The 20,754-nt window shown below is 71.4% G+C and carries 19 protein-coding genes; 11 read left to right on the plus strand and 8 right to left on the minus strand.

Annotated elements, in window-relative coordinates:
* Positions 1-35: 35 nt before the first annotated feature.
* From msbA to cobT, 5 genes are all read right to left on the minus strand, one after another.
* Positions 36-1,826 carry a lipid A export permease/ATP-binding protein MsbA gene (msbA, locus tag LWW89_RS06780; protein WP_293263074.1) on the minus strand — a complete coding sequence of 597 codons (1,791 nt, stop codon included), beginning with the start codon at positions 1,824-1,826 and terminating at the stop codon, positions 36-38.
* 69 nt (positions 1,827-1,895) lie between these two features.
* Positions 1,896-3,086: a putative lipopolysaccharide heptosyltransferase III gene (gene rfaQ / locus LWW89_RS06785; protein ID WP_293263076.1), complete on the minus strand. Its 1,191-nt coding sequence runs from the start codon at positions 3,084-3,086 to the stop codon at positions 1,896-1,898.
* A 148-nt stretch (positions 3,087-3,234) separates the two neighbouring features.
* Positions 3,235-3,855 (minus strand): histidine phosphatase family protein, encoded by a 621-nt coding sequence (locus LWW89_RS06790; protein ID WP_293263078.1) that lies wholly within the window; start codon positions 3,853-3,855, stop codon positions 3,235-3,237.
* A gap of 170 nt (positions 3,856-4,025) precedes the next feature.
* Entirely contained in the window at positions 4,026-4,826 is an 801-nt protein-coding gene (locus LWW89_RS06795; RefSeq protein ID WP_293263080.1) for an adenosylcobinamide-GDP ribazoletransferase, read from the minus strand.
* 91 nt (positions 4,827-4,917) lie between these two features.
* Positions 4,918-6,000: a nicotinate-nucleotide--dimethylbenzimidazole phosphoribosyltransferase gene (cobT, locus tag LWW89_RS06800; RefSeq protein WP_293263082.1), complete on the minus strand. Its 1,083-nt coding sequence runs from the start codon at positions 5,998-6,000 to the stop codon at positions 4,918-4,920.
* An 81-nt stretch (positions 6,001-6,081) separates the two neighbouring features.
* Between cobT and cobU the strand changes: the two genes are divergently transcribed.
* From cobU to LWW89_RS06815, 3 genes are all read left to right on the plus strand, one after another.
* The gene (gene cobU, locus LWW89_RS06805) at positions 6,082-6,720 is read left to right on the plus strand and encodes a bifunctional adenosylcobinamide kinase/adenosylcobinamide-phosphate guanylyltransferase (protein ID WP_293263084.1); all 639 of its coding nucleotides are present in this window, start codon (positions 6,082-6,084) and stop codon (positions 6,718-6,720) included.
* A gap of 176 nt (positions 6,721-6,896) precedes the next feature.
* Complete coding sequence (gene ppk2, locus LWW89_RS06810; protein WP_293263086.1) at positions 6,897-8,051, plus strand: polyphosphate kinase 2; 1,155 nt, start codon at positions 6,897-6,899, stop codon at positions 8,049-8,051.
* Positions 8,052-8,109: 58 nt separating this feature from the next.
* Positions 8,110-8,352 (plus strand): RNA-binding protein, encoded by a 243-nt coding sequence (locus LWW89_RS06815; RefSeq protein ID WP_293263088.1) that lies wholly within the window; start codon positions 8,110-8,112, stop codon positions 8,350-8,352.
* Positions 8,353-8,419: 67 nt separating this feature from the next.
* Here LWW89_RS06815 and LWW89_RS06820 read toward each other — a convergent pair whose 3' ends face one another.
* A complete protein-coding gene (locus tag LWW89_RS06820) occupies positions 8,420-9,937 on the minus strand; it encodes a cobyric acid synthase (protein WP_293263464.1) in 1,518 nt (505 codons plus the stop codon).
* A gap of 334 nt (positions 9,938-10,271) precedes the next feature.
* On the opposite strand from LWW89_RS06820, the gene cbiB reads away from it, so the two are divergent.
* The 3 genes from cbiB to LWW89_RS06835 are packed head-to-tail and all read left to right on the plus strand — an operon-like array spanning position 10,272 to position 13,328.
* Positions 10,272-11,297: an adenosylcobinamide-phosphate synthase CbiB gene (cbiB, locus tag LWW89_RS06825; protein WP_293263090.1), complete on the plus strand. Its 1,026-nt coding sequence runs from the start codon at positions 10,272-10,274 to the stop codon at positions 11,295-11,297.
* On the plus strand, positions 11,290-12,405 hold the full coding sequence (gene cobD, locus LWW89_RS06830; protein WP_293263092.1) for a threonine-phosphate decarboxylase CobD: 1,116 nt from the start codon (positions 11,290-11,292) through the stop codon (positions 12,403-12,405). The genes cbiB and cobD overlap by 8 nt, the downstream gene beginning before the upstream one ends.
* Positions 12,402-13,328 (plus strand): cobalamin-binding protein, encoded by a 927-nt coding sequence (locus LWW89_RS06835; RefSeq protein ID WP_293263094.1) that lies wholly within the window; start codon positions 12,402-12,404, stop codon positions 13,326-13,328. The genes cobD and LWW89_RS06835 overlap by 4 nt, the downstream gene beginning before the upstream one ends.
* Positions 13,329-13,505: 177 nt before the next feature.
* Here the strand turns inward: LWW89_RS06835 and LWW89_RS06840 are convergent, their stop codons facing one another.
* Together LWW89_RS06840 and LWW89_RS06845 are read right to left on the minus strand one after the other, a co-directional pair.
* Positions 13,506-14,567, minus strand: coding sequence for an MBL fold metallo-hydrolase (locus tag LWW89_RS06840; RefSeq protein ID WP_293263096.1), 1,062 nt, complete (start codon positions 14,565-14,567; stop codon positions 13,506-13,508).
* Between the two features lie 77 nt (positions 14,568-14,644).
* Entirely contained in the window at positions 14,645-16,135 is a 1,491-nt protein-coding gene (locus LWW89_RS06845) for a deoxyribodipyrimidine photo-lyase (protein ID WP_293263098.1), read from the minus strand.
* 197 nt (positions 16,136-16,332) lie between these two features.
* On the opposite strand from LWW89_RS06845, the gene LWW89_RS06850 reads away from it, so the two are divergent.
* The 5 genes from LWW89_RS06850 to LWW89_RS06870 all read left to right on the plus strand — a co-directional run bounded on the left by LWW89_RS06850 (position 16,333) and on the right by LWW89_RS06870 (position 20,753).
* Entirely contained in the window at positions 16,333-18,006 is a 1,674-nt protein-coding gene (locus LWW89_RS06850; protein WP_293263100.1) for a FapA family protein, read from the plus strand.
* A gap of 52 nt (positions 18,007-18,058) precedes the next feature.
* Positions 18,059-18,658: a YqgE/AlgH family protein gene (locus tag LWW89_RS06855; RefSeq protein WP_293263102.1), complete on the plus strand. Its 600-nt coding sequence runs from the start codon at positions 18,059-18,061 to the stop codon at positions 18,656-18,658.
* On the plus strand, positions 18,651-19,136 hold the full coding sequence (gene ruvX / locus LWW89_RS06860) for a Holliday junction resolvase RuvX (RefSeq protein ID WP_293263104.1): 486 nt from the start codon (positions 18,651-18,653) through the stop codon (positions 19,134-19,136). Before LWW89_RS06855 ends, ruvX begins: the two co-directional genes overlap by 8 nt.
* Positions 19,126-19,629, plus strand: a complete 504-nt coding sequence (pyrR, locus tag LWW89_RS06865; protein WP_293263106.1) for a bifunctional pyr operon transcriptional regulator/uracil phosphoribosyltransferase PyrR — start codon at positions 19,126-19,128, stop codon at positions 19,627-19,629. The genes ruvX and pyrR overlap by 11 nt, the downstream gene beginning before the upstream one ends.
* Positions 19,630-19,763: 134 nt before the next feature.
* Complete coding sequence (locus LWW89_RS06870) at positions 19,764-20,753, plus strand: aspartate carbamoyltransferase catalytic subunit (protein WP_293263108.1); 990 nt, start codon at positions 19,764-19,766, stop codon at positions 20,751-20,753.
* Position 20,754: the final 1 nt, after the last annotated feature.

The raw sequence follows: 20,754 nt of genomic DNA on the forward strand, positions 1-20,754 counted from the left end.
CCATCGTCGGAGATTGCAATGTGCGACCTGGGCGCTCAATTCATGTCCGCAACCAGCTGGTTGCGGTAGAGGGCGGCATAGGCACCTTCCCGTTCCAGCAACTCGGCATGGCTGCCCTGCTCGACGATGCGGCCCCGGTTGAGCACTACGATCTGGTCAGCCCGTTCGATGGTGGACAGGCGGTGGGCGATCACCAGGGTGGTGCGGCCTTCCATCAGGGTATCCAGGGCGGCCTGGACGGCGCGCTCGGATTCGTTGTCGAGGGCCGAGGTGGCCTCGTCCAGGATCAGGATCGGGGCGTTCTTGAGCAGGGCCCGGGCGATCGCCAGGCGCTGGCGCTGGCCGCCGGACAGGCGCACGCCGTTCTCGCCGATCAGGGTGTCGAAACCGTCGGGCAGGGCCTCGATGAATTCCAGGGCATGGGCGGCCCGGGCGGCGGCGCGGATGTCCTCCGGCGAGGCGCCGCGCAGGGTGCCGTAGGCGATGTTGGCGGCGATGGTGTCGTTGAACAGCAGCACTTCCTGGCTGACGTAGGCGATGTGCCGGCGCAGCCCGGTCAGCGAATAGTTCTGCAGGTCCAGGCCGTCGAGCAGGATCTGGCCCGAGGTCGGGGCGAAGAAGCGCGGCAGCAGGGTGGCCAGGGTCGACTTGCCGCCGCCTGACTGGCCCACCAGGGCCACAGTCTGGCCCCGCTCCACCGCCAGGGTCACGTCCTGGAGAGCATCCCGTTCGGCGCCGGGATAGCGGAAGGTGACGTGGCGGAAATCGATGCGTCCGTCCACCGCGGCCGGCGCCGCCGTGCCCTCGTCCTGCTCCTCGGCCTCGTCGAGCAGGGCGAAGACGCTTTCGGCGGCAGCCAGGCCGCGTTGCAGGGGGGCGTTAACGTCGGCCAGGTGCTTGAGCGGCGCCAGCAGCATCAGCATGGCGGTGATGAAGGAGACGAAACTGCCCACCGTGGTGTGGCCGCTGTCCGACTGCTTGAGGGCAACGAACACCACCACCGACACGGCGATGGCGGCGAACAGCTGGGTGATCGGCGTGGTGGCCGCGGCGGCCACGTTGGCGCGCATGTTGTAGCGGCGCAGGGCCTGGTTGGCGGCGGTGAAGCGCTCCAGCTCCTGGGGTTCGCCGCCGAAGATCTTGATCACCCGGTTGCACAGGGCGCTTTCCTGGAGGATCTGGATCATGTGCGCCATGCCGCGCTGGGAGTCGCGGCCGGCGCGGCGCAGACGCCCGGAGAAGGCCTTGACCACCACCGCCACGGTGGGGATCAGGATGAAGCACACCAGGGTCAGCTCCCAGTTCAGCCAGAACAGCCAGATCAGCAGCCCGATGACGGTCATGGAATCCTTGACGATGGTCACCACCGCGTCGGTGGCCGCCGCCGCCACCCCAGACACGTCGTAGGCGATCTTGGTCATCGGCACGCTGGACGAGTTCTGCTGGAAGTAGCCCACCGGCAGGCGTACCAGCTTGGCGTACATCGCCTGGCGGATGTCGGTCACCACCTTCTGGGACACCCAGGCGAAACCGTAGGACGACAGATAGTTGAAGATGCCGCGCAGGATGAACACGCCGACGATGCCGGCGGGAATCCACAGGGGATTGGCGAACGCCTCGGCCTTGTCCTTGGACGCAGCGGCAAAGCCCTGGTCGAGCATGGGCTTGAGCAGAGCCGGGAAGAGAGGCTCGGTGGCCGCGGTGATGGCCGTCGCCAGCAGGGCCAGGGCGATCGCCCGCCAGTAGGGGCGGACGTAGCCCAGCAGGCGGAAATAGACGTCGCGGCTGGCGCTGAAGGAAGGCTTGGAGTCGGAGGAATTGGCCATGGGCAAGAAGCGGCGGATGGTCGTGATCGGCAGGTTATGAGGTAAGCGGTAGACGTCGGGACTTAGGCGCTAGCGCCAGCTTCCCTCGGCTTCGGCAAGCAGGGCGTCCAGGGCGGCGAAAACGTTTTCCGGGGTCAGGGACACCAGGCAGTCGCTCACCTTGCCGCCGCCGCAGCCGTCGATGCCACAGGGCCGGCAGGGGTGGCTGGTGCTGGCCACCACCCGGTGGGGCACGGCGCGGCCGGCGCCGCTGATCGGCCAGGGGCCCCATTCCTTGTCGCCGGAGGGGCCGAACAGGGCCACCGCCGGGGTGCCCATGGCGGCGGCGATGTGCATCGGCGCCGAATCGACACCGACGAAGGCCCGGGCCTGGGCGGTCAGGGCGGCCAGCTCCTTGAGGGAAAGCTGGCCCGACAGGTCGAGCACCCGCCCCGGCGCGTCGGCGAGGCCCGCCGGCAAGCCGGCGCGGATGGCCTGGACCAGCCCCTGTTCGGCGGGGGACGGGGCACCGGTGAACACCACGTGGGTGCCCCGGGCCAGCAGCCGGGCGGCCAGATCGATCCAGCCGTCCAGGGTCCAGCCCTTGAACATCCAGCGCGACGCCGGGTGGATCTGCACGAAGTTCCCCGGCGCCAGGCCGGCTTCGGCCAGCAACCCGGCCACCCGGGCGTCCGCCGCGGCGCCGGGCACCAGCACCACGCCCCGTTCCGCCGGCACCGGATAGACGCCGATACGGCGCAGGAAATCCAGGTTGCGCTCGACGGTGTGGCGCAGGGCGTTGCTCGGCGCCTCGACGAAATGGCTGAAGCTGCGCTTCCAACTGCCGCCCCGGCCCTTGACCCTGGGCGCCACCCCGTAGCGGGCGCCGCACAGGCGGGTGATCCAGGCGCCGCGGCGGTGTTCGGTGAGGTGCAGCACCAGGTCGTAGCGCCGCCCGCGCAGGGTGCGCAGCAGGCCCCATTCGGCGCCCAGTTGGCCCAGGGGGCCGAGCTTCTTCCAGGCGCGGTCGATGGTGTGCAGTTGGGCGATGGCCGGGTGGCCGGCGAGCATCTCCCGGGTGTCGGCGTAGACCAGGGCGTCGATCTCGGCGTAGGGCGCGGCGGCCTTGAGCACCGAGAAGACCGGGGACGAGAGCAGCACGTCGCCATGGTGGCGCAGCTTGATCACCAGCACCCGCCGCACCTCGTGCAGAGGCACCGGGTCGGGGACCCGGGCGGTGAAGGACAAGGGGGTGGCGGAGGTGACGGGAGACGCGCTCATGGCCGCGCATTCTACCGTGCCACGCCCCGGAACACCGGGGAAAAGACCGGAAACGGGGCGGAGAACGGCGGGAAACGCCATAAAAGTAGGCCCCGGCGCCAACCCCGGCATGGTTGCGGCGAGAGCAGCCCCGGGCCGGCGTTGGCGGTCAGCGGTTCAAGGCCAGCAGTCGGGGCGGCGCTCCTGCCACCAGGGGCCATTCCACCAGGGTCACGGCGGCGAAATCCACCTGGAGGCGGAACCAGTCGGCGGGGGCGATGCCCAGTACGGCCCCCACCAGGGCGCGGACCACGCCGCCGTGGGTGACCACCACCCGGTCGGCGGCCGCTCCCTGGGCGGCGTCGTGGTCCCGGGCCTCGGCGGCCAGGTCGTCGAGCCATTCCAGCACCCGGCCCTGGAGCATGCGCGCCGATTCCCCGGCGGGCGGGGCGAAATCGCTGATGTCCTCGGCCCAGGCGGTCAGGGGTTCTGCACCGATGTCCTCCCAGGTGCGCCCTTCCCAGGTGCCGAAGGCCATCTCCATCAGGCGTTGGTCCACCACCGGCTCCGGATGCAGCTCCCGGGCCAGGGCCAGGCAGCGCGTGAGGGGGCTGGAATAGACCGGCACGGGCAACGCCGCCACCGGCAGCAGGGGCCGCAGCCGCGCGGCAGCATCGGCCGGCGAGGCGGCCAGGGGCACGTCGCTCTGGCCGTAGCAAATGCCCGGCGGAGCGGCCACCGCCGGGTGGCGGATCAGGTGGAGGCGCAAAGGGGCCGGAACTGCGGTCATGGGTGCTGCCTACGATTCATCGAATTTCGTCATGAATGATGCCGGCCGGCGGGTCAATCGCCAAATCCGGCGCGGACCTTTGTCTTTTTGGCGCTAAAAGCACATGCGTTTCATGCATGAATCATGCTCCAGGCCGGTGCGGCACCGTCGCCGGGCGCGCACCGCCTCCGTCAGACGGCCGGCCAACGGGCCAGCAGCCCCAGGTAGAAGGCCAGTTCGCTCACCTGCTGAACCGCCCCCAGGCAGTCGCCGGTATAGCCCCCCAGGTTGCGCCGCATCAGCCGCACCAGCCAGGCGGTGGCGAGCAGGGCCAGGGCCAGGGCCGACAGCAGGGGCAGCGGCGGGGCCAGCAGACACCACTGCCCCAGGCCCACGGCGGCGAACAGGCCGGCTACCGCAAGGGCGGCGGGGGGCATGCGGGCGGCCACGGGCCGGGCCTTGCTCGCGCCATTACCGCCGGCCGCGCCATCGCCGCGCACGTAGTCGAGCAGCGCCATCAGGGCGCCGCTGCAAAAGCGCGACAAGGCGTGGCCGGCCACCAGGGCCGCCGGCACCCAGGCGGCGGGCAGCAGCGACAGCAGGGTGGCCTTGCCGGCCAGGGCCAGGGTCAGGGCGGTAACGCCGTAGCTGCCAACCCGGGAGTCCTTCATGATTTCCAGGATGCGCTCCCGGGTCCAGCCGCCGCCGAAGCCATCGGCCATGTCCGACAGGCCGTCCTCGTGGAAGGCGCCGGTGGCGTAGAGGGTCGCCGCCATCGACAACAGCACCGCCACCGGCTGGGGCCACACCAGGGCGGCCAGCCAGAACACGGCGGCGCCGATGCCGCCCACCACCAGCCCCACGGCGGGAAAGTAGCGGGGCGCGGCGTCGAGCAGCTCCGCCGAATGCCCCACCCAGGCCGGCACCGGCAGACGGGTGAAGAAGCGCACGGCGGCGAAGAAGCAGGCGAGTTCGCGGACCAGCAGGCGCATAAAGGATGGGCGTGCGAAATAGGTGACGATTAGGTGACGAGCCGACGGGGGATTTCACGCGGCCGGCGGGCGGGCAATCCCCATTGCTCGATTACTCGGTATCGCCGTCCGGCGCACCGTCCTTGTCGCTGACGCCGGCGGACTCGAAGCTCGCCATGTCGTTGAGGAAGGCCACGGCGGCCCGCACCATCGGCCAGGCCAGGGCGGCGCCGGTGCCTTCGCCCAGGCGCAGGCCCAGGTCGATCAGGGGACGGGCGTTGAGGGCCGCCAGCTGGGCGGCGTGGCCCGGTTCGGCGGAACAGTGGCAGAACACGCAGTAGTCGCGCAGGGCCGGTTGCAGGCGGATCGCCGCCAGGGCGGCGCTGCCGACGATGAAGCCGTCCACCAGCACCACCATGCGCTTGGCGGCGGCGGCCAGCATGGCGCCGGCCATCTGCACCACCTCGAAACCGCCGAAGGCGGCCAGCACGTCCAGGGGATCGTCGCCGCCGCCGGACTGGCGGTAGCGCTCCAGGGCGGTGGCGAGCAGGGCCTGCTTGCGCGCCAGGCCGGCGTCGTCCAGGCCGGTGCCGCGGCCGACACAATCCGCCAGGGGCGCGCCGGTCAGGCAGTGGGTGATCAGGGAGGCGCTGGCGGTGTTGCCGATGCCCATCTCGCCAAAGCCGACCACGTTGCAGCCCTTGGCCGCCAGGTCGGCCACCAGGGCGGCACCGGCGCCCAGGGCCTCGTCGCGCTGGGCCGGGGTCATGGCCGGGCCTTCCAGGTAATTGGCGGTGCCCGGGGCGATCTTGGCCGAGACGAAGGCCACGCCGTTGCCGCCCCGCTCGCCGCCGAAGTCGTGGGCTACACCGGCATCCACCACGGTCAGCCCCAGGCCGTTGGCCTTGGCGAAGACATTGATGGCGGCACCGCCGGCGAGGAAATTCTCCACCATCTGCCAGGTCACGTCCTGGGGATAGGCCGACACGCCGGCCTTGGCCGCGCCATGGTCGCCGGCGAACACCGCCACGTGGGGCGCGCCCAGGGAGGGGGTCAGGGTCTGCTGGATCAGGCCGATCTGCAAGGCCAGCTCCTCCAGCTGGCCGAGGGCGCCGAGGGGCTTGGTCTTGCGGTCGATCTTGGCGCGCAGGGCGGGAACCAGAATGCGGTCGGGGGCGTGGACGGTGGGCAGCATGGGGAACTCGAAACGGAGGAATGGTGGATGCGGCAAAGGGCGGGATTCTACTCCCCCACCCCCATGCTACCCTGACGCCCCATGAGCCTTTCCGCCCCCCCTTCTCCCCCCTTTCCCCCCCCGGCCCCTCCCGTTTCCGCGACCGCCGGCCTGCACGAGCTGGTGGTGGGCGGCGCCCGCTCCGGCAAGAGCGCCTACGCCGAAGGCCAGGCGCTGGCCTGGCAGGGCCAGGCTCCCGGCCGCCGGGTGGTGGTGGTGGCCACCGCCGAGGCCCGGGACGACGAGATGCGGGCGCGCATCGCCCGCCACCGGGCCGTCCGCCCGGCGGACTGGCAGGTGGTGGAGGAACCCCTGGAGCTGGCCGGGGCCCTGGCCCGCCACGCCGCCCCGGACGTCTGCCTGGTGGTCGATTGCCTCACCCTGTGGCTGACCAACCTGTTGTTCACCGGCCGGGCCGCCGCCCAGGCCGAGGCCGGCGAGGCGGTGGACTGCCCCCTCTTCCGCGGCCAGATGGACGCCCTGCTGGCGGCGCTGCCGACCCTGCCCGGGCGCATCCTGCTGGTATCCAACGAAGTGGGCTGGGGCATCGTGCCGATGGGTGCCTCCACCCGGCTGTTCACCGACGAGCAGGGCCGCCTCAACCAGTGGGTCGCCCAGGCCTGCGACGCGGCCACCCTGGTGGCCGCGGGCTGCCCCGTGGCGCTGAAACGCCCGGTCTGAGCCGGCCGGCGCATAGTCGATACGCTGCCGCCCTCCGGCCGCGCCTCACGCTTGGTAGGAAAAAGCGCACAAAAAACACACCAAAACCCACAGCAACGGTATGGGTTCATGCCGGCGGCACGGACTACAATGGCCCGGCAGTGTCCTTTCACCGTGAGCCACAGGAGTTTTGCCGCATGGAAGCCGACAACAACAAGAAAACCCCCTCTCCCCGTTCCCGCAAGCCCGTCGGCGCCGAGGCCCCGCGCCGCGCCAGCGCCGGCGACACCGCCCCGGCCCTGACGCCCCAAGCCATCGAGCGTTTCGAAGTGGGCCAGGCCATCGCCGCCGCCGAGAACGCCAAGGTCACCGCCGTCAGCGACATCCTCAAGGCCGCCGCCCGCCAGACCGACGGCAAGGTGTCCCAGACCCTGGAAGCCATCCTGGCCGGCGCCTCCCCCGACGACATCGAGGCCCTGCGCGCCACCCTGCTGTCGGCCAGCACCCAGCAGCCGACGGCCTCGCCGGACGACGAGCTGTCGGAACACTGGCGCCTGGGCGGCTACCCCTACAAGAACCTGATGTCGCGCAAGAACTACGAGCGGCAGAAGTACCGCCTGCAGGTGGAGCTGCTCAAGCTCCAGGCCTGGGTCAAGGAGACCGGCCAGCGGGTGGTGATCCTGTTCGAAGGCCGCGACGCCGCGGGCAAGGGCGGCACCATCAAGCGCTTCATGGAGCACCTCAACCCCCGGGGCGCCCGGGTGGTGGCCCTGGAGAAGCCCTCCGAGGTGGAAAAGGGCCAGTGGTACTTCCAGCGCTACATCCAGCACCTGCCCACCGCCGGCGAGATCGTCCTGTTCGACCGTTCCTGGTACAACCGGGCCGGGGTCGAGAAGGTGATGAGCTTCTGCGACGGCGACGAGTACAACGAATTCATGCGCCAGTGCCCGGAATTCGAGCGCAACCTGGCGCGCAGCGGCATCCACGTCATCAAGTTCTGGTTCTCGGTGAGCCGGGCCGAGCAGCGCCGCCGCTTCAAGGAACGGGAGAACCATCCGCTCAAGCAGTGGAAGCTATCCCCCATCGACCTGGCCTCCCTCGACAAGTGGGACGACTACACCAAGGCCAAGGAAGCGATGTTCTTCTACACCGACACCGCCGATTCACCCTGGACGGTGGTCAAGTCGGACTGCAAGAAGCGGGCGCGCCTCAACGCCCTGCGCTACGTGCTGCACAAGCTGCCCTACGCCAAGAAGGACCTGGAGCGCATCGGCCCCCTGGACCCGCTCATCGTCGGCCGCGCCAACGTGGTCTACGAGACCGGCGAAAAGGACGACGCTCCCCTGCTCTAACCCGGCCCGCCGGGGCGGCGCCAAGCCGTCCCGGCGGCCCGCAGCGAAAGGAGGCCCCATGGCCAAGCTCTGTCTGGGCGGTTTTCCCCCCGACGCCAGCCCCGACGACATCCGCGCCGGGTTGGAACGCTACGGCGAAGTCGTCGCCGTGACCCTGATCACCGAAGGCAACCCGGACAAGCCCCTGGCGATGGTCGAGTTCGCCATGGACCCGATCAGCCTGCACGACTTGGCGGTGCGCCTGGACGGCCTGTGGCACGACGGCCAGTTCCTGCGCGTGTTCACCATGCTGCGCGACTGAGCGCGGCACCCACCGCATTGCTCACGGCGCAGCCCGCATCCGGCGGGCCGCCCGTCGCCTCACACCATCACCCCCCGGCCAGAGCCCGCTCCGGCAGGCAGTCAGCCAGCAGCGTCAGGTCCAGGTTTTCGGCGATGCTAGTCGCCAACCGGTCCAGGTCGGCTTCGCGCCGGGCGGCCAAATCCACCGTCTGAAAGCCGCTCTTCCCCCCGTCCCGGCCACTGCCTTGGGCCGCCCAGGCGAGCAGGGCGGCCAGGGCCTGGGGATCGTCGAACAGGCCGTGGCAGTAGGTACCGAGCACCTGGCCGTCCTCGGAGATGGCCCCGTCCGGCCGGGGCAGTACCATGCCCGGCGCCAACAGCCACACCGCCGGCCGGCCGCAGCCCGGCCCCCGGGTGACGCCCATGTGGATCTCGTAACCCTGCACCGCCGCCCCGTCGGGCACCCCGTGCAGGCCCTTGAGGGCCAGCCGGCCGGCCACATTGCGCAGCTGCTTTTCCGCTTCCAGGGTGGTTTCCACCTCCAGCACCCCCAGGCCGGAACGGCTGCCCGGCGCCCCTTCCAGTCCCTGGGGGTCGTGCAGCCATTCGCCCAGCATCTGGTAGCCGCCGCACAGGCCGATCACCTTGCCGCCGTAGCGCAGGTGGCGCTTCAGGTAAGGAATCCAGCCCTGCTCCTCCAGCCAGGCCAGGTCGGCCTGGACCGCCTTGGAGCCGGGCAGCACCACCAGGTCCGCCGGGGGCGGGGTCTGGCCCGGGCCGATCCAGCGGAAATCCACCTCCGGATGCAGGCGCAGGGGGTCCAGGTCGTTGTGATTGGACACCCGGGGATAGGCCGGGGCGATCACCGTCAGCTTGGGCGCCACCTTGGCCACGGTGGCGGTGCCCAGGGCGTCCTCGGCGTCGAGGAACAGGCCGTGCAGGTAGGGCAGCACCCCCAGTACCGGCTTGCCGGTGCGCTCTTCCAGCCAGCGCAGGCCGGGTTCGAGCAGCGAGATGTCGCCGCGGAAGCGGTTGATGACGAAGCCGCGCACCCGGGCCTGCTCGGAGGGCGAGAGCAGGTCCAGGGTGCCCACCAGGTGGGCGAACACGCCACCCTTGTCGATGTCCGCCACCAGGATCACCGGGCAGTCCACCGCCTCGGCGAAGCCCATGTTGGCGATGTCCCGGTCGCGCAGGTTGATCTCCGCCGGGCTGCCGGCCCCTTCCACCAGCAGGCATTCGTAGGCCCGGGACAGGCGGGCGTGGGATTCCAATACCGCCGCCATGGCCCGGGTCTTGTAGGCGTGGTAGTCCCGGGCGTCCAGATCGGCCACCGGGTGGCCGTGCACGATCACCTGGGCGCGCCGGTCGGTGGTGGGCTTGAGCAGGATCGGGTTGAAGTCGGTGTGGGGTTTGAGGCCGGCGGCCAGGGCCTGGAGGGCCTGGGCCCGGCCGATCTCGCCGCCGTCCTCGGTAACCGCCGCGTTGAGCGCCATGTTCTGGGATTTGAAGGGCGCCACCCTCACCCCGCGCCGGGCGAACAGGCGGCACAGCCCGGCCACCACGGTGCTCTTGCCGGCGTCCGAGGTGCAGCCCTGAACCATCAGGGTGGGGATGCGCGGGGCGGGCGGGGTGGCGGGGGAATCGGCAGGAGCTGTGGAAGACATGGTCATTGCGGCAGCGAAAGCGGGATCGGGACTGGGGCGAAAGGGCGGCGGCATGGCGCGCCGCGCTGGATGTCGGTGGAAAACATCCGCAGCGGGGGCAAAAAACCGGGGACCGGCCGCCAACCGGCGGGCAAATCCGCTGAAAAGCGGCCCGGGGAGGCGATAATGACGGCCCGCGCCGGCGCCGAATCCGTTTTAATCCGTTTTCCGGAATTCGGCGGATCTCTCGGATCGCCACGCCCGGCATCATTTCCAACGTCCCGATTGTCGCATGACCGCCGCCCTGCCCTCCTGGCCCGTCCTTCTCTCGCCCCTGCTCCTGCCGCTCCTGGCCCTGGCCGGCTGGGCCCTGGACCGCCGCTTCGGCGAGGTCGGCCGCTGGCACCCGCTGGTGGGCTTCGGCACCCTGGCCCAGCGCATCGAGGCCCTGTTCAACCCCCTCACCGCCGTGGCCGAGGCCACCGGCCACGAATTGCGCGGCGGCCGTCCCCTGGGCATCCTGGCCTGGGCGGTGGCGGTACTGCCGCCGGTGGCCCTGGCGGCCTGGCTATGCGCCCAGCCCTGGCTCGGGGCGGTCTTCCACGCCCTGTGCCTGTACTTCGCCCTGGGCCAGCGCAGCCTGGCCGAGCACGGCGCCCGGGTGGCCGACGACCTGGCCCGGGGCGACCTGGCCGCCGCCCGCACCCACGTGGGCTGGATGGTTTCCCGCGACACCTCGAACCTGGACGAATCCGGCGTGGCCAAGGCCGGGGTCGAATCCCTGCTGGAAAACGGCAACGACGCGGTGTTCGGCGCCCTGTTCTGGTTCCTCGTGCTGGGCGGCCCCGGCGCCGTACTGTTCCGCCTGGCCAACACCCTGGACGCCATGTGGGGCTACCGCACGCCGCGCTTCCTGCGCTTCGGCTGGGCCGCGGCGCGCATCGACGACCTGCTCAACTGGGTTCCCGCCCGGCTCACGGCCCTGACCTACGCCCTGCTCGGCGACCGGGCCACCGCCCTGGCCTGCTGGAAGACCCAGGCGCCGGCCTGGGACAGCCCCAACGCCGGGCCGGTGATGGCTGCCGGCGCCGGCAGCCTGGGCGTGCAGCTGGGCGGCGCCGCCATCTACCACGGCGTCGAGGAAGTCCGCCCGCCCCTGGGGGCCGGCCGCGCCCCGGACCGCCGCGACCTGGGCCGGGCCCTGGTGCTGATCCGGCGCAGCGCCGGCCTGTGGCTGGCCGCCGCCCTGCTGCTCGGCGCCGTTGCCGTGCTGACCCGCGTCACCCTGGCCGCCCTGACGGGAGGCACCCATGCTTGAGCACGGCGGCCGCCTCCACGCCGCCAGCCTGCGCTACGGCATCCCCCGGCAGGACTGGCTCGACCTGTCCACCGGCATCAACCCGGCGGTCTACCCCCTGCCGACCATTCCGCCGGAAGCCTGGCAGCGCCTGCCCGAGGGCGACGACGGCCTGGAAGCCGCCGCCCGCGCCGCCTACGGCGCCGACCCGGCGGCGGCCGTGCTCGCCCTGCCCGGTTCCCAGGCCGCCATCCAGGCCCTGCCGGCCCTGCGCCCGGCCAGCAGCGTGGCGGTGCTCGCCCCCACCTACGCCGAGCACCCCTACGCCTGGGAAACCCGGACCGGCCACGGGAGCAGCCACCGCCTCGCCACCTTCGCCGCCGACGGGCTGCTGGAGGCCGCCGCCCGCCACGACGTGGTGGTGCTGGGCAACCCGAACAACCCGGACGGCACCCGCTTTTCCCGCGCCGCCCTGCTCGACGCCGCCCGCCTTCTCCAGGCCCGGGGCGGCTGGCTGGTGGTGGACGAGGCCTTTGCCGACGCCGACAGCCTGGCGGGCGGTGCAGGCGCCGCCGATGCCACGGACGACGGCTCGGTGGCCCCCTTCGCCGGTTCGCCGGCCTACCCGGGGCTGATCGTGTTGCGCTCCCTGGGCAAGTTCTACGGCCTGGCCGGCGCCCGGGTCGGCTTCGTCCTGCTCGCCCCGGCCCTGGCCGCCCGCCTGGCCGAGGCCCTGGGCCCCTGGCCGGTGGCCGGCCCGTCGCGCTGGGCAGCCCGGGCCGCCCTGGCGGATGGGGCCTGGCAACGCCGCGCCGCCGCCGACCTGGGCCGCGCCGCCGCCCGCCTGGCCAACCTGCTCGCCCCTCTGGGGCCAGTGGCCGGCTGCGCCCTGTTCCAGACCCTGACCCTGGGCCCGGAGCAGGCCGCCGCCCTCTACGACCACCTGGCCCGGCGCGGCCTGCTGGCGCGCCTGTTCGCCCCCCAGGGCCGGGTGCGCTTCGGCCTGCCCTCGGCCACGTCGGCGAATTCCGGCGATTCCGGCGATTCCGGTAATCCCGCCGACCTCCCCCATTCCGCCGCCTGGCAGCGCCTGGCCCGGGCCCTCGACGACTTCAAGGCATTGCGATGATCCGCCTCCCCTTCCGCTTTTTCCCCTCCCGCGCCGTCCTGGCGGCCGCCGTCCTGGGACTCGTTGCCAACACGGCCGCCCTGGCCGCGCCGGTGAGCGTGGTGGACGACACCGGCCAGACCGTCACCCTGGCGACCCCGGCCAAGCGCATCGTCAGCCTGGCGCCCCACATCACCGAGCTGCTCTACGCCGCCGGCGCCGGAGACCGGGTGGTGGCCACCGTGGAGCACAGCGACTATCCGGAAGCCGCCACCAAGCTGCCCCGGGTGGGCGGCTATTCGCGCATCGACCTGGAGGCGGTGGCCGCCGCCAAGCCGGACCTGGTGATCGCCTGGCAGAGCGGCAACGCCGTCGCCCACCTGGATAAGCTCAAGTCCCTGGGGCTGCCCCTGTTCCTGTCCCAGCCCAACCGCATCGAGGACGTGGCGACGAGCCTGGAAAAGCTGGGCCAGCTGGCCGGCACCGCCCCCGCCGCAGAGGCCGCCGCCGACCGGTTCCGCCGCCAGCTGGCCGACCTGGACAAGCGCTACCGGCAGCGCCCCAAGGTGCGGGTCTTCTACCAGGTGTGGAAGCAGCCGCTGCTGACCGTGGGCGGCCACCAGATCATCTCCGACGTGATCCGTCTGTGCGGCGGCGAGAACGTCTTCGCCAACCTGGACACCATGGCGCCCACGGTGTCGGTGGAGGCGGTGCTGGCGGCCAACCCGGAGGCCATCGTCGCCAGCGGCATGGGCGAGGAACGCCCCGACTGGCTCGACGACTGGAAGCGCTGGACGCGCGTCACGGCGGTGGCCCGGGGCAACCTGTTCTTCATTCCGCCGGCCCTGATCCAGCGCCACACGCCGCGCCTGCTGCAAGGTGCCGAGCGGCTGTGCGAACAGCTGGAAACGGCCCGCTCGCGCCGCCCGGCGGGCAAGCCCTGAGCACCCGGCCTATCGCAGTCACGTCACGCCACACCACGTCACTCCGACTCGTGCCAGAAAAAACGCCCCGCCCGGAAACCCAGGCGGGGCGTTGTTCTTCATGGGCATTGGCCGGAGAACGAGACTGGGCGCCACTCTCCGCCACCATCCTCTGGAGACGCCCTATTGGCGCGGGGTTCAGAACGACGCCGCTTCCGCCTCCAGGTAGGCCAGGCTGACGTACTTGCCGATGTTGTTGTCGAAGCCCTTGGTCTCGGCGGCCCGGGAAGCCACCCGGGGGTCCTTGAGCACCCGGGCCTTGGCCGCCTCCAAGGGCAGGCCGTCCTGCACTGCCTGGACGCAGGTTTCGTAGATGCCGGCGAACAGCTCCCGGTTCCATTGCAGCACCCCGGCCGAAGGCACCCCGTGGGCGGGAATCCACACCTTGGTGCGGGTGTTGGCGATGAGCATGTCGTAGGTCTTGAAGGTATCCACGTAGGAGCCGTCGTCCATGTTGGCGATGCGCCGGTCCATGGCGATGTCGCCGACGTGGGTCACCCCGTCCTCCACCACCTCGACGCTGATGTCGCCCGGGGTGTGGGCATGGCCCAGGTGGTGGAGGCGGAAGGTGCGGTCGCCGATGCGGAACTCCTGGCCGTGGTCCACCGCGGTGTTGGGCGGCACCACCCGGGTGCCGGCCGAGGCCAGGTTGGTCCAGCGCTCCATGGCGGCGCGCCAGCTTTCGCCCTCGTGGCCGCGGATGGCCTTGATGGTCTCGGCGTGGGCGTAGATCGGCAGGGAATTCTTGCCCGCGCCGAAGGCGTCGACGAAGGCCTGGTTACCCAGGTAGTGGTCGCCGTGGTAGTGGGAATTGAAGATCGCCACCACCGGCTCGTCGGTGAGCTTCTTCAGCTGGCGGATGGCCATCTCGCCGATCTGCACCGAGGCGCCGGAATCGATCACCACCACGCCCTTGCCGGTGGAGACGAAGGTGACGTTGGCCATCATCCCGTGGTTCTCCGGGGTGGGGAAGCCGTCCGGCGCCTGGATCACCCAGACCCGGGGCGTCAGGCGCAAGGGGGCGATGTCGCGCACCGGCGGCCCCTTGACCGCCATTTCCATGTCCTCGGCGAAGGCCGACAGGCTGGGCCCCAGGGCCGCGCCGGCGGCCAACCCGGCGGCCAGGCCGAGAAAGCGGCGGCGCCCGGCAGGGGCGGAAGCAGGATCGGAATCGTTCAGGGGGCGTGGGGCGTGGGACATGGGGTCTCCGGACTATTGTGGTTATCAGGATCAGTAGTTTAGCTTTTTCTGATGCAACCGCCGCCCCGGGGCCGGCCCTAGCCCTGGCCGTCCGGCTCCGTTCCCCGCACCTTGGCAAAGCGCGCCAGGGTCGCCTCCCGGGCGCTGGCGTGGTCCACCACCGGGGCCGGGTAGTCCCGGCCGATCTTTACCCCGCAGGCCTCCTGCACCAGGGGCCCCATGGTCCACGGCGCGTGCAGGTGCTTGGCTGGCACCGTCGCCAGTTCGGGCACGTAGCGGCGGATGAAGTGGCCCTCCGGGTCGAACTTCTCCGACTGGGTGACCGGGTTGAAGATGCGGAAGTAGGGTTGGGCGTCGCAGCCGGTGGAGGCCGCCCACTGCCAGCCGCCATTGTTGGCAGCCAGGTCGAAGTCGATCAGCTGTTCGGCGAAGTAAGCCTCCCCGCGCCGCCAGTCGATGCCCAGGTCCTTGGTGAGGAACGAGGCGGAGACCATGCGCAGCCGGTTGTGCATGTAGCCGGTCTGGTTGAGCTGGCGCTGGGCCGCATCCACCAGGGGGTAGCCGGTGCGCCCCGCGCACCAGGCGGCGAAGCGCTCCTCCGCGTCCGGCCCGTCGTCCCAGGCTAGGGCGTCGTACTCGGGGCGGAAACAGGCGCCGACCACCCGGGGATGGCGGGCCAGGATCATGAAGTAGAAGTCGCGCCAGATCAGCTCGTTGAGCCAGGCCTGGGCCCCTTCGCCGCCGTCGCGCCAGGCCAGGCCGGCCAGTTCCCGGATCGACAGGGTGCCAAAGCGCAGGTGCACCGACAGGTAGGAGACGCCCTTCACCCCGGGGAAGTCGCGCAGGGCCTTGTAACGGGCCAGCCGGGGCAGAAAATCGGCCAGCCGCGCCCGGGCGCCGGCCATGCCGGGCAGCACCTTCAGGTCCGCCAGGTTGGTGGGGGCGAAGCCCAGGTCGGCCAGGCTGGGCAGCGGCAAATCCAGTTCCGCCGGCGGCGCGGCCAGGATGCCGAAACCGGCCCCCTCGGTCGGGTAGGGGCGCAGGTAGAAGTCACCCCCCGGGGCCGCCAGGCGTTTCAGCCAGGCGTTCTTGTAGGGGGTGAACACGGAAAACGGCGCTCCCCCCTGGGTAAGCACCTCGTCGCCGTCGAACACCACCTGGTCCTTGGCGGCGCCAAAGGCGATACCGGACTCGGCCAGTCTGGCGGCCACCCGGGCGTCCCGGGCGATGGCCACCGGCTCGTAGTCCCGGTTGGCGAACACCACCCCCGCGCCCAGGGCTGCCGCCAGGCGGGGTATCTCGGCGGCGGCGTCGCCGTGGCGCACGATCAGCCCGCCGCCCCGGGCGCGCAGTGCGGCATCGAGCTCGGCCACGCTGCCGTGGATGAACTCCACCCTCCGGTCGTCCCGGGGCAGGGGGTCGAGGATCGGCCGGTCGAAGACGAAGGCGCAATACACCCGGCGGGCGGACTTGAGGGCACGGTACAGGGCGGCGTGGTCGTAGTCGCGCAGGTCGCGGCGGAACCAGACCAGGGCGGCGTCGGCGGACGGCGGCGGCAGGATCGGCATGGCAGGACGGAGGGGCTCGAAAAAACGGGTGGGCGGATTATCGCCCCGGCGCTGCACTGCGGGATGCGGCGGCGCGCAATAAAGGCCATACTTCAGCCCCAACAACGGCCGGCCCCCCAACGCCCGCCCCCGCGATCGAGGCGGCGCCAGGAGCACCGCCGCAGCGCCGACAAGAGCGCACACAAGGAGAACCCACCATGGACGCCAGCACCGCCACGTCCCCCGCCGCCGGCAAGCTGCCGGGGCTTGCCTTCGCGCGGGAAGGGGGGACGGTCCTGGCCAGCTTCGACCCGACCCGGGGGCCGGCCATCGCCGACCCGGCCCAGGGGCCCGACGCCATCGCCGCCGCCTTGGCCGAGGCCGGCTTCGGCGCCTGCCGGCCCAAGGAAGCCGCCATCCCGGTGCTGGCCCAGGCCCTGGCCCACGGCCAGTCCATCGCCGCCCTGCCGGTGGCCGACGCCCTGGATGGCGAGGTGCTGATCACTCTGGCCGAAGACCGCATGACCGCCTGGCTGGCCATCCGCCCGCCCCAGGGCGGCGCTCCGGCCGACGAGACGGCCATCCGCCGCGCTCTGAACGAGCGCAACGTGATCACCGGCATCGACGACGCGGTGATCCGCCTCGCCGCCGGCCTGGGCGAGAACGGCACCCGGGAGGCCCTGGTGGTGGCCGTGGGTCGCCAGCCGGTGCCCGGCGAGGACGGCCGTTTCGAATCCCTGCTGCCCGGCATGCGTTCCCGGGTGCCCCAGATCGACGCCAGCGGCCGGGTGGACTACCGCAACCTGGGCGACATCCAGACCGTCCAGCCCGGCGCCCCCCTGCTGCGGCGCGTCCATGCCACCGCCGGGGTGGCCGGCGAGACCGTCACCGGCCTGGCGATCCCGGCCAAGCCGGGCAAGGAGATGATGTTCGCCCCCAACCTGGCCGGCGTGGCGGTGGACCCGAACGACCCGGACCTGCTGGCCGCCACCCTGGTCGGCCAGCCGGTGGAGGTGCGCGGCGGGGTGATGGTGGAGCCCACCCACCGGGTGCGGGCGGTGAACATGGCCACCGGCAACGTCGTCTTCGAAGGCTCGGTGGCGGTGGAGGGCGACGTCCAGGCCGGCATGACCATCAAGGCCGGCGGCGACATCGAGATCGGCGGCACGGCAGAGGCCGTCATCCTGGAGGCCGGCGGCAACATCATCATCAAGGGCGGCGTGCTCGGCGCCCTGGGCCGCCCCGAATCCGAGGGCGGCAGCCGGCGCATCCGCTGCGAGGGCACCTTCACCGCCACCTTCGTCCAGCAGGCGGCCATCGAGGCCGGCGAGGCGATCATCATCGACGACGTGGCCCTGCAATGCCAGCTCTCCGCCGGCCAGCGCATCCTGGTCGGCGACAAGAAGCGCGGCCTGCTCGCCGGCGGCATCGCCCGGGCCGGGCTGCTGGTCCAGGCCAAGGTGCTCGGCTCCCCCTCCCACGCCGAAACCCGGATCGAGGTGGGGGTGCCCCAGGCGGTACTGCACGAACGCGCCAGCATCGCCCGCAGCCGGGAGGAAAAGGCCCGCCAGCTCGACCAACTGGTGCAGTTGCTGGCCCTCGGCCAGAAGCAGCCGGAACGCCTGCCGCCGGGCTTCGTCGAAAAAGCCGGGCCGACCCGCCTGCGCCTCCTCGAAGAACTGGCCGAGCTGACCGCCCGGGACCAGTTCCTGCAACGCCAGGTGGAACTGGCCAGCGACGCCCAGGTGGTGGCGGCCAGCAACGTGCATGAAGGGGTGGAGGTGTTCCTGGCCGGCCAGAGCTACCGGGTCAAGGGCGAGCGCGGCCACGGCGGCGTATTCGCCCTGGACAAGGGCACCCTGTCCTGGCTGTTCGCCGTCCCCGGCAGTTGACCGGAACGCGCCGGATTTGGGGGGAACCCCGGGGCGGTTTACAATTCGGGACATGACCTCTCCCGGAACCCCGTCCACGCCCGCCGCAGCCAGCGCCAGCGGCCAGCTGACCGACCACTTCCTGATCGCCATGCCGGCGATGGCGGACCCCTATTTCGCCAAGAGCCTGGTGTACCTGTGCGAGCACAACGAGCGCGGCGCCCTCGGGCTGGTGGTCAACCGTCCCCTGGACATGACCCTGGCCGAGCTGTTCGAGAAGGTGAACCTGACCCTCGACGCCCCGGGCTTCGCCGCCCAGCCGGTGTATTTCGGCGGTCCGGTGCAGACCGACCGGGGCTTCGTCCTGCACCGCCCGGTGGGCGGCTTCCAGTCCACCCTGGCGGTGGGCGACAAGATCGGCCTGACCAGCTCCCGGGACGTGCTGCAATCCATCGGCGGCACCGGCGAGCCGGCCGAGGTGCTGGTGTCCCTCGGCTACGCCGGCTGGGGGCCGGGCCAGCTCGAGGACGAGATCATGCAGAACGCCTGGCTGACCGTGCCGGCGGACCCGGACGTACTGTTCGTCCTGCCCCCGGAAGAACGGCTCCCCGCCGCCCTGCAAAAGCTGGGCGTGAACCTGGCCTTCCTCGCCGGCGGCGCCGGGCATGCCTGAGCAGCCGGCCCCCGCCCCCCTCGCGCCGGCTCCAGCGCCCGCCTCCGCCCCTCCCGTGGTGCTGCCCGCCGGCACCCTGCTCGGCTTCGACTTCGGCGAAAAGCGCATCGGCGTGGCCACCGGCGAGACCCTGCTGCGCCAGGCCCACCCCTTGACCGTGGTCCAGGGCGAGCGGGTGGATGCCCGCTTCGCCGCCATCGCCAAGCTGATCGCCGAATGGCGCCCGGTGGGGCTGGTGGTGGGCCGGCCGGTGCACATGGACGGCACGCCCCACGAACTCACCGCCCGCTGCGAGCGCTTCGCCAACCAGCTCCACGGCCGCTTCCGCCTGCCGGTGGCCCTGGCCGAGGAGCGCCTGACCTCGGCGGACGCCGAATCCCGCCTCCACGAGGCCGGCCACTCCAGCCGCTCCGCCCGCCAGCACCTGGATGCGGTGGCGGCCCAACTCATCCTGCAAGGATATCTCGATGCTCTCTAAGCCCCTCCCCGACGCCGAAGCCCAGGTGGCCGAGCTGGCCGCCAAGATCCGCCCCGACCTGACCGCCGACACCGCCCTGGTGGGCATCTTCTCCGGCGGCGCCTGGCTGGCGGAACGGCTACGCGAGGTGCTCGGCATCGACGCGCCGGTGGGCATGATCGACGTGTCGTTCTACCGCGACGACTTCGGCGAGAAGGGGCTGCATCCCCAGGTGAAGCCGACCTCGATCCCCTTCGAGGTGGAAGGCCGCCACCTGATCCTGGTGGACGACGTGCTATACACCGGCCGCACCACCCGGGCCGCCCTCAACGAAATCTTCGACTACGGCCGGCCGGCGGCGGTGGACCTGGCGGTCCTCGCCGACCGGGGCGGCCGCGAGCTGCCGATCGCCGCCCAGTACTGCGTCTGGGATGTGGAGCTGGACGACGGCGAAGAGCTGATCCTGGAAAAGGACGAGGGCGGCACCCTCTCCTGGAAACTCGGCACCCTGTAGGCGCCGCCTCTTCACGCGGATTTGCCGACGACCGGATGGCGGAACGAACGCCGGGGCCCCACCAGGCGGCCCGGCCCGCGTCAGACGGTTGATGGAAAATCCCCCTCAGCCCCTGCTTTTTGCGAGACCGCCCAATGGCTGACCTGCTCTCCACCCCGCCCACCCCCGCCTCTCCCCAGCTCGGCGCCGACGGCCGGCTGCTGCACCTGCTGTCCACCGAGGGCCTGCCGCGGCAGACCATCACCCACATCCTGGACACCGCCAAGAGCTTCCTCGAGGTTTCGGACCGGGACGTGAAGAAGGTGCCGCTCTTACGCGGCAAGAGCGTCTTCAACCTGTTCTTCGAGAACTCGACGCGCACCCGCACCACCTTCGAAATCGCCGCCAAGCGACTGTCGGCCGACGTCATCAACCTGGATGTGTCGCGCTCGTCCACGGCCAAAGGCGAGACCCTGCTCGACACCATCGACAACCTCTGTTCGATGCACGCCGACATGTTCGTGGTGCGCCACGCCACCTCCGGCGCCCCCTTCCTGATCGCCGAGCACCTGGCCCGCACCGGCCGCCACGACATCCGGGTGGTCAACGCCGGGGACGGCCGCCACGCCCACCCGACCCAGGGCCTGCTCGACATGTACACGATCCGCCACTACAAGGGCGACTTCGCCGGGCTGACCGTGGCCATCGTCGGCGACATCCTGCACTCCCGGGTGGCCCGCTCCGACATCCACGCCCTGCGGGCCCTGGGCTGCGGCGAGATCCGCGCCGTCGGCCCCAAGACCCTGCTGCCGGCCCACCTGGAGGCCCAGGGGGTGAAGGTCTTCCACAACCTGGAAGAAGGTCTCAAGGACTGCGACGTGGTGATCATGCTGCGCTTGCAGAACGAGCGCATGGATGGCGCCCTGCTGCCCTCCGCCTCCGAATACTTCAAGCGCTTCGGGCTAACTCCGGCCAAGCTCAAGCTGGCCAAGCCCGACGCCATCGTCATGCACCCGGGGCCGATGAACCGGGGCATCGAGATCGACTCCGCCGTGGCCGACGGGCCCCAGGCGGTGATCCTCGACCAGGTCACCTTCGGCATCGCCGTACGCATGGCGGTGATGAGCATCCTGGCGGGGAACTGAA

Origin of the sequence: Oryzomicrobium sp. (assembly GCF_021287045.1) — a bacterium.
In the GTDB taxonomy this organism is placed as follows: Bacteria; Pseudomonadota; Gammaproteobacteria; order Burkholderiales; family Rhodocyclaceae; genus Oryzomicrobium.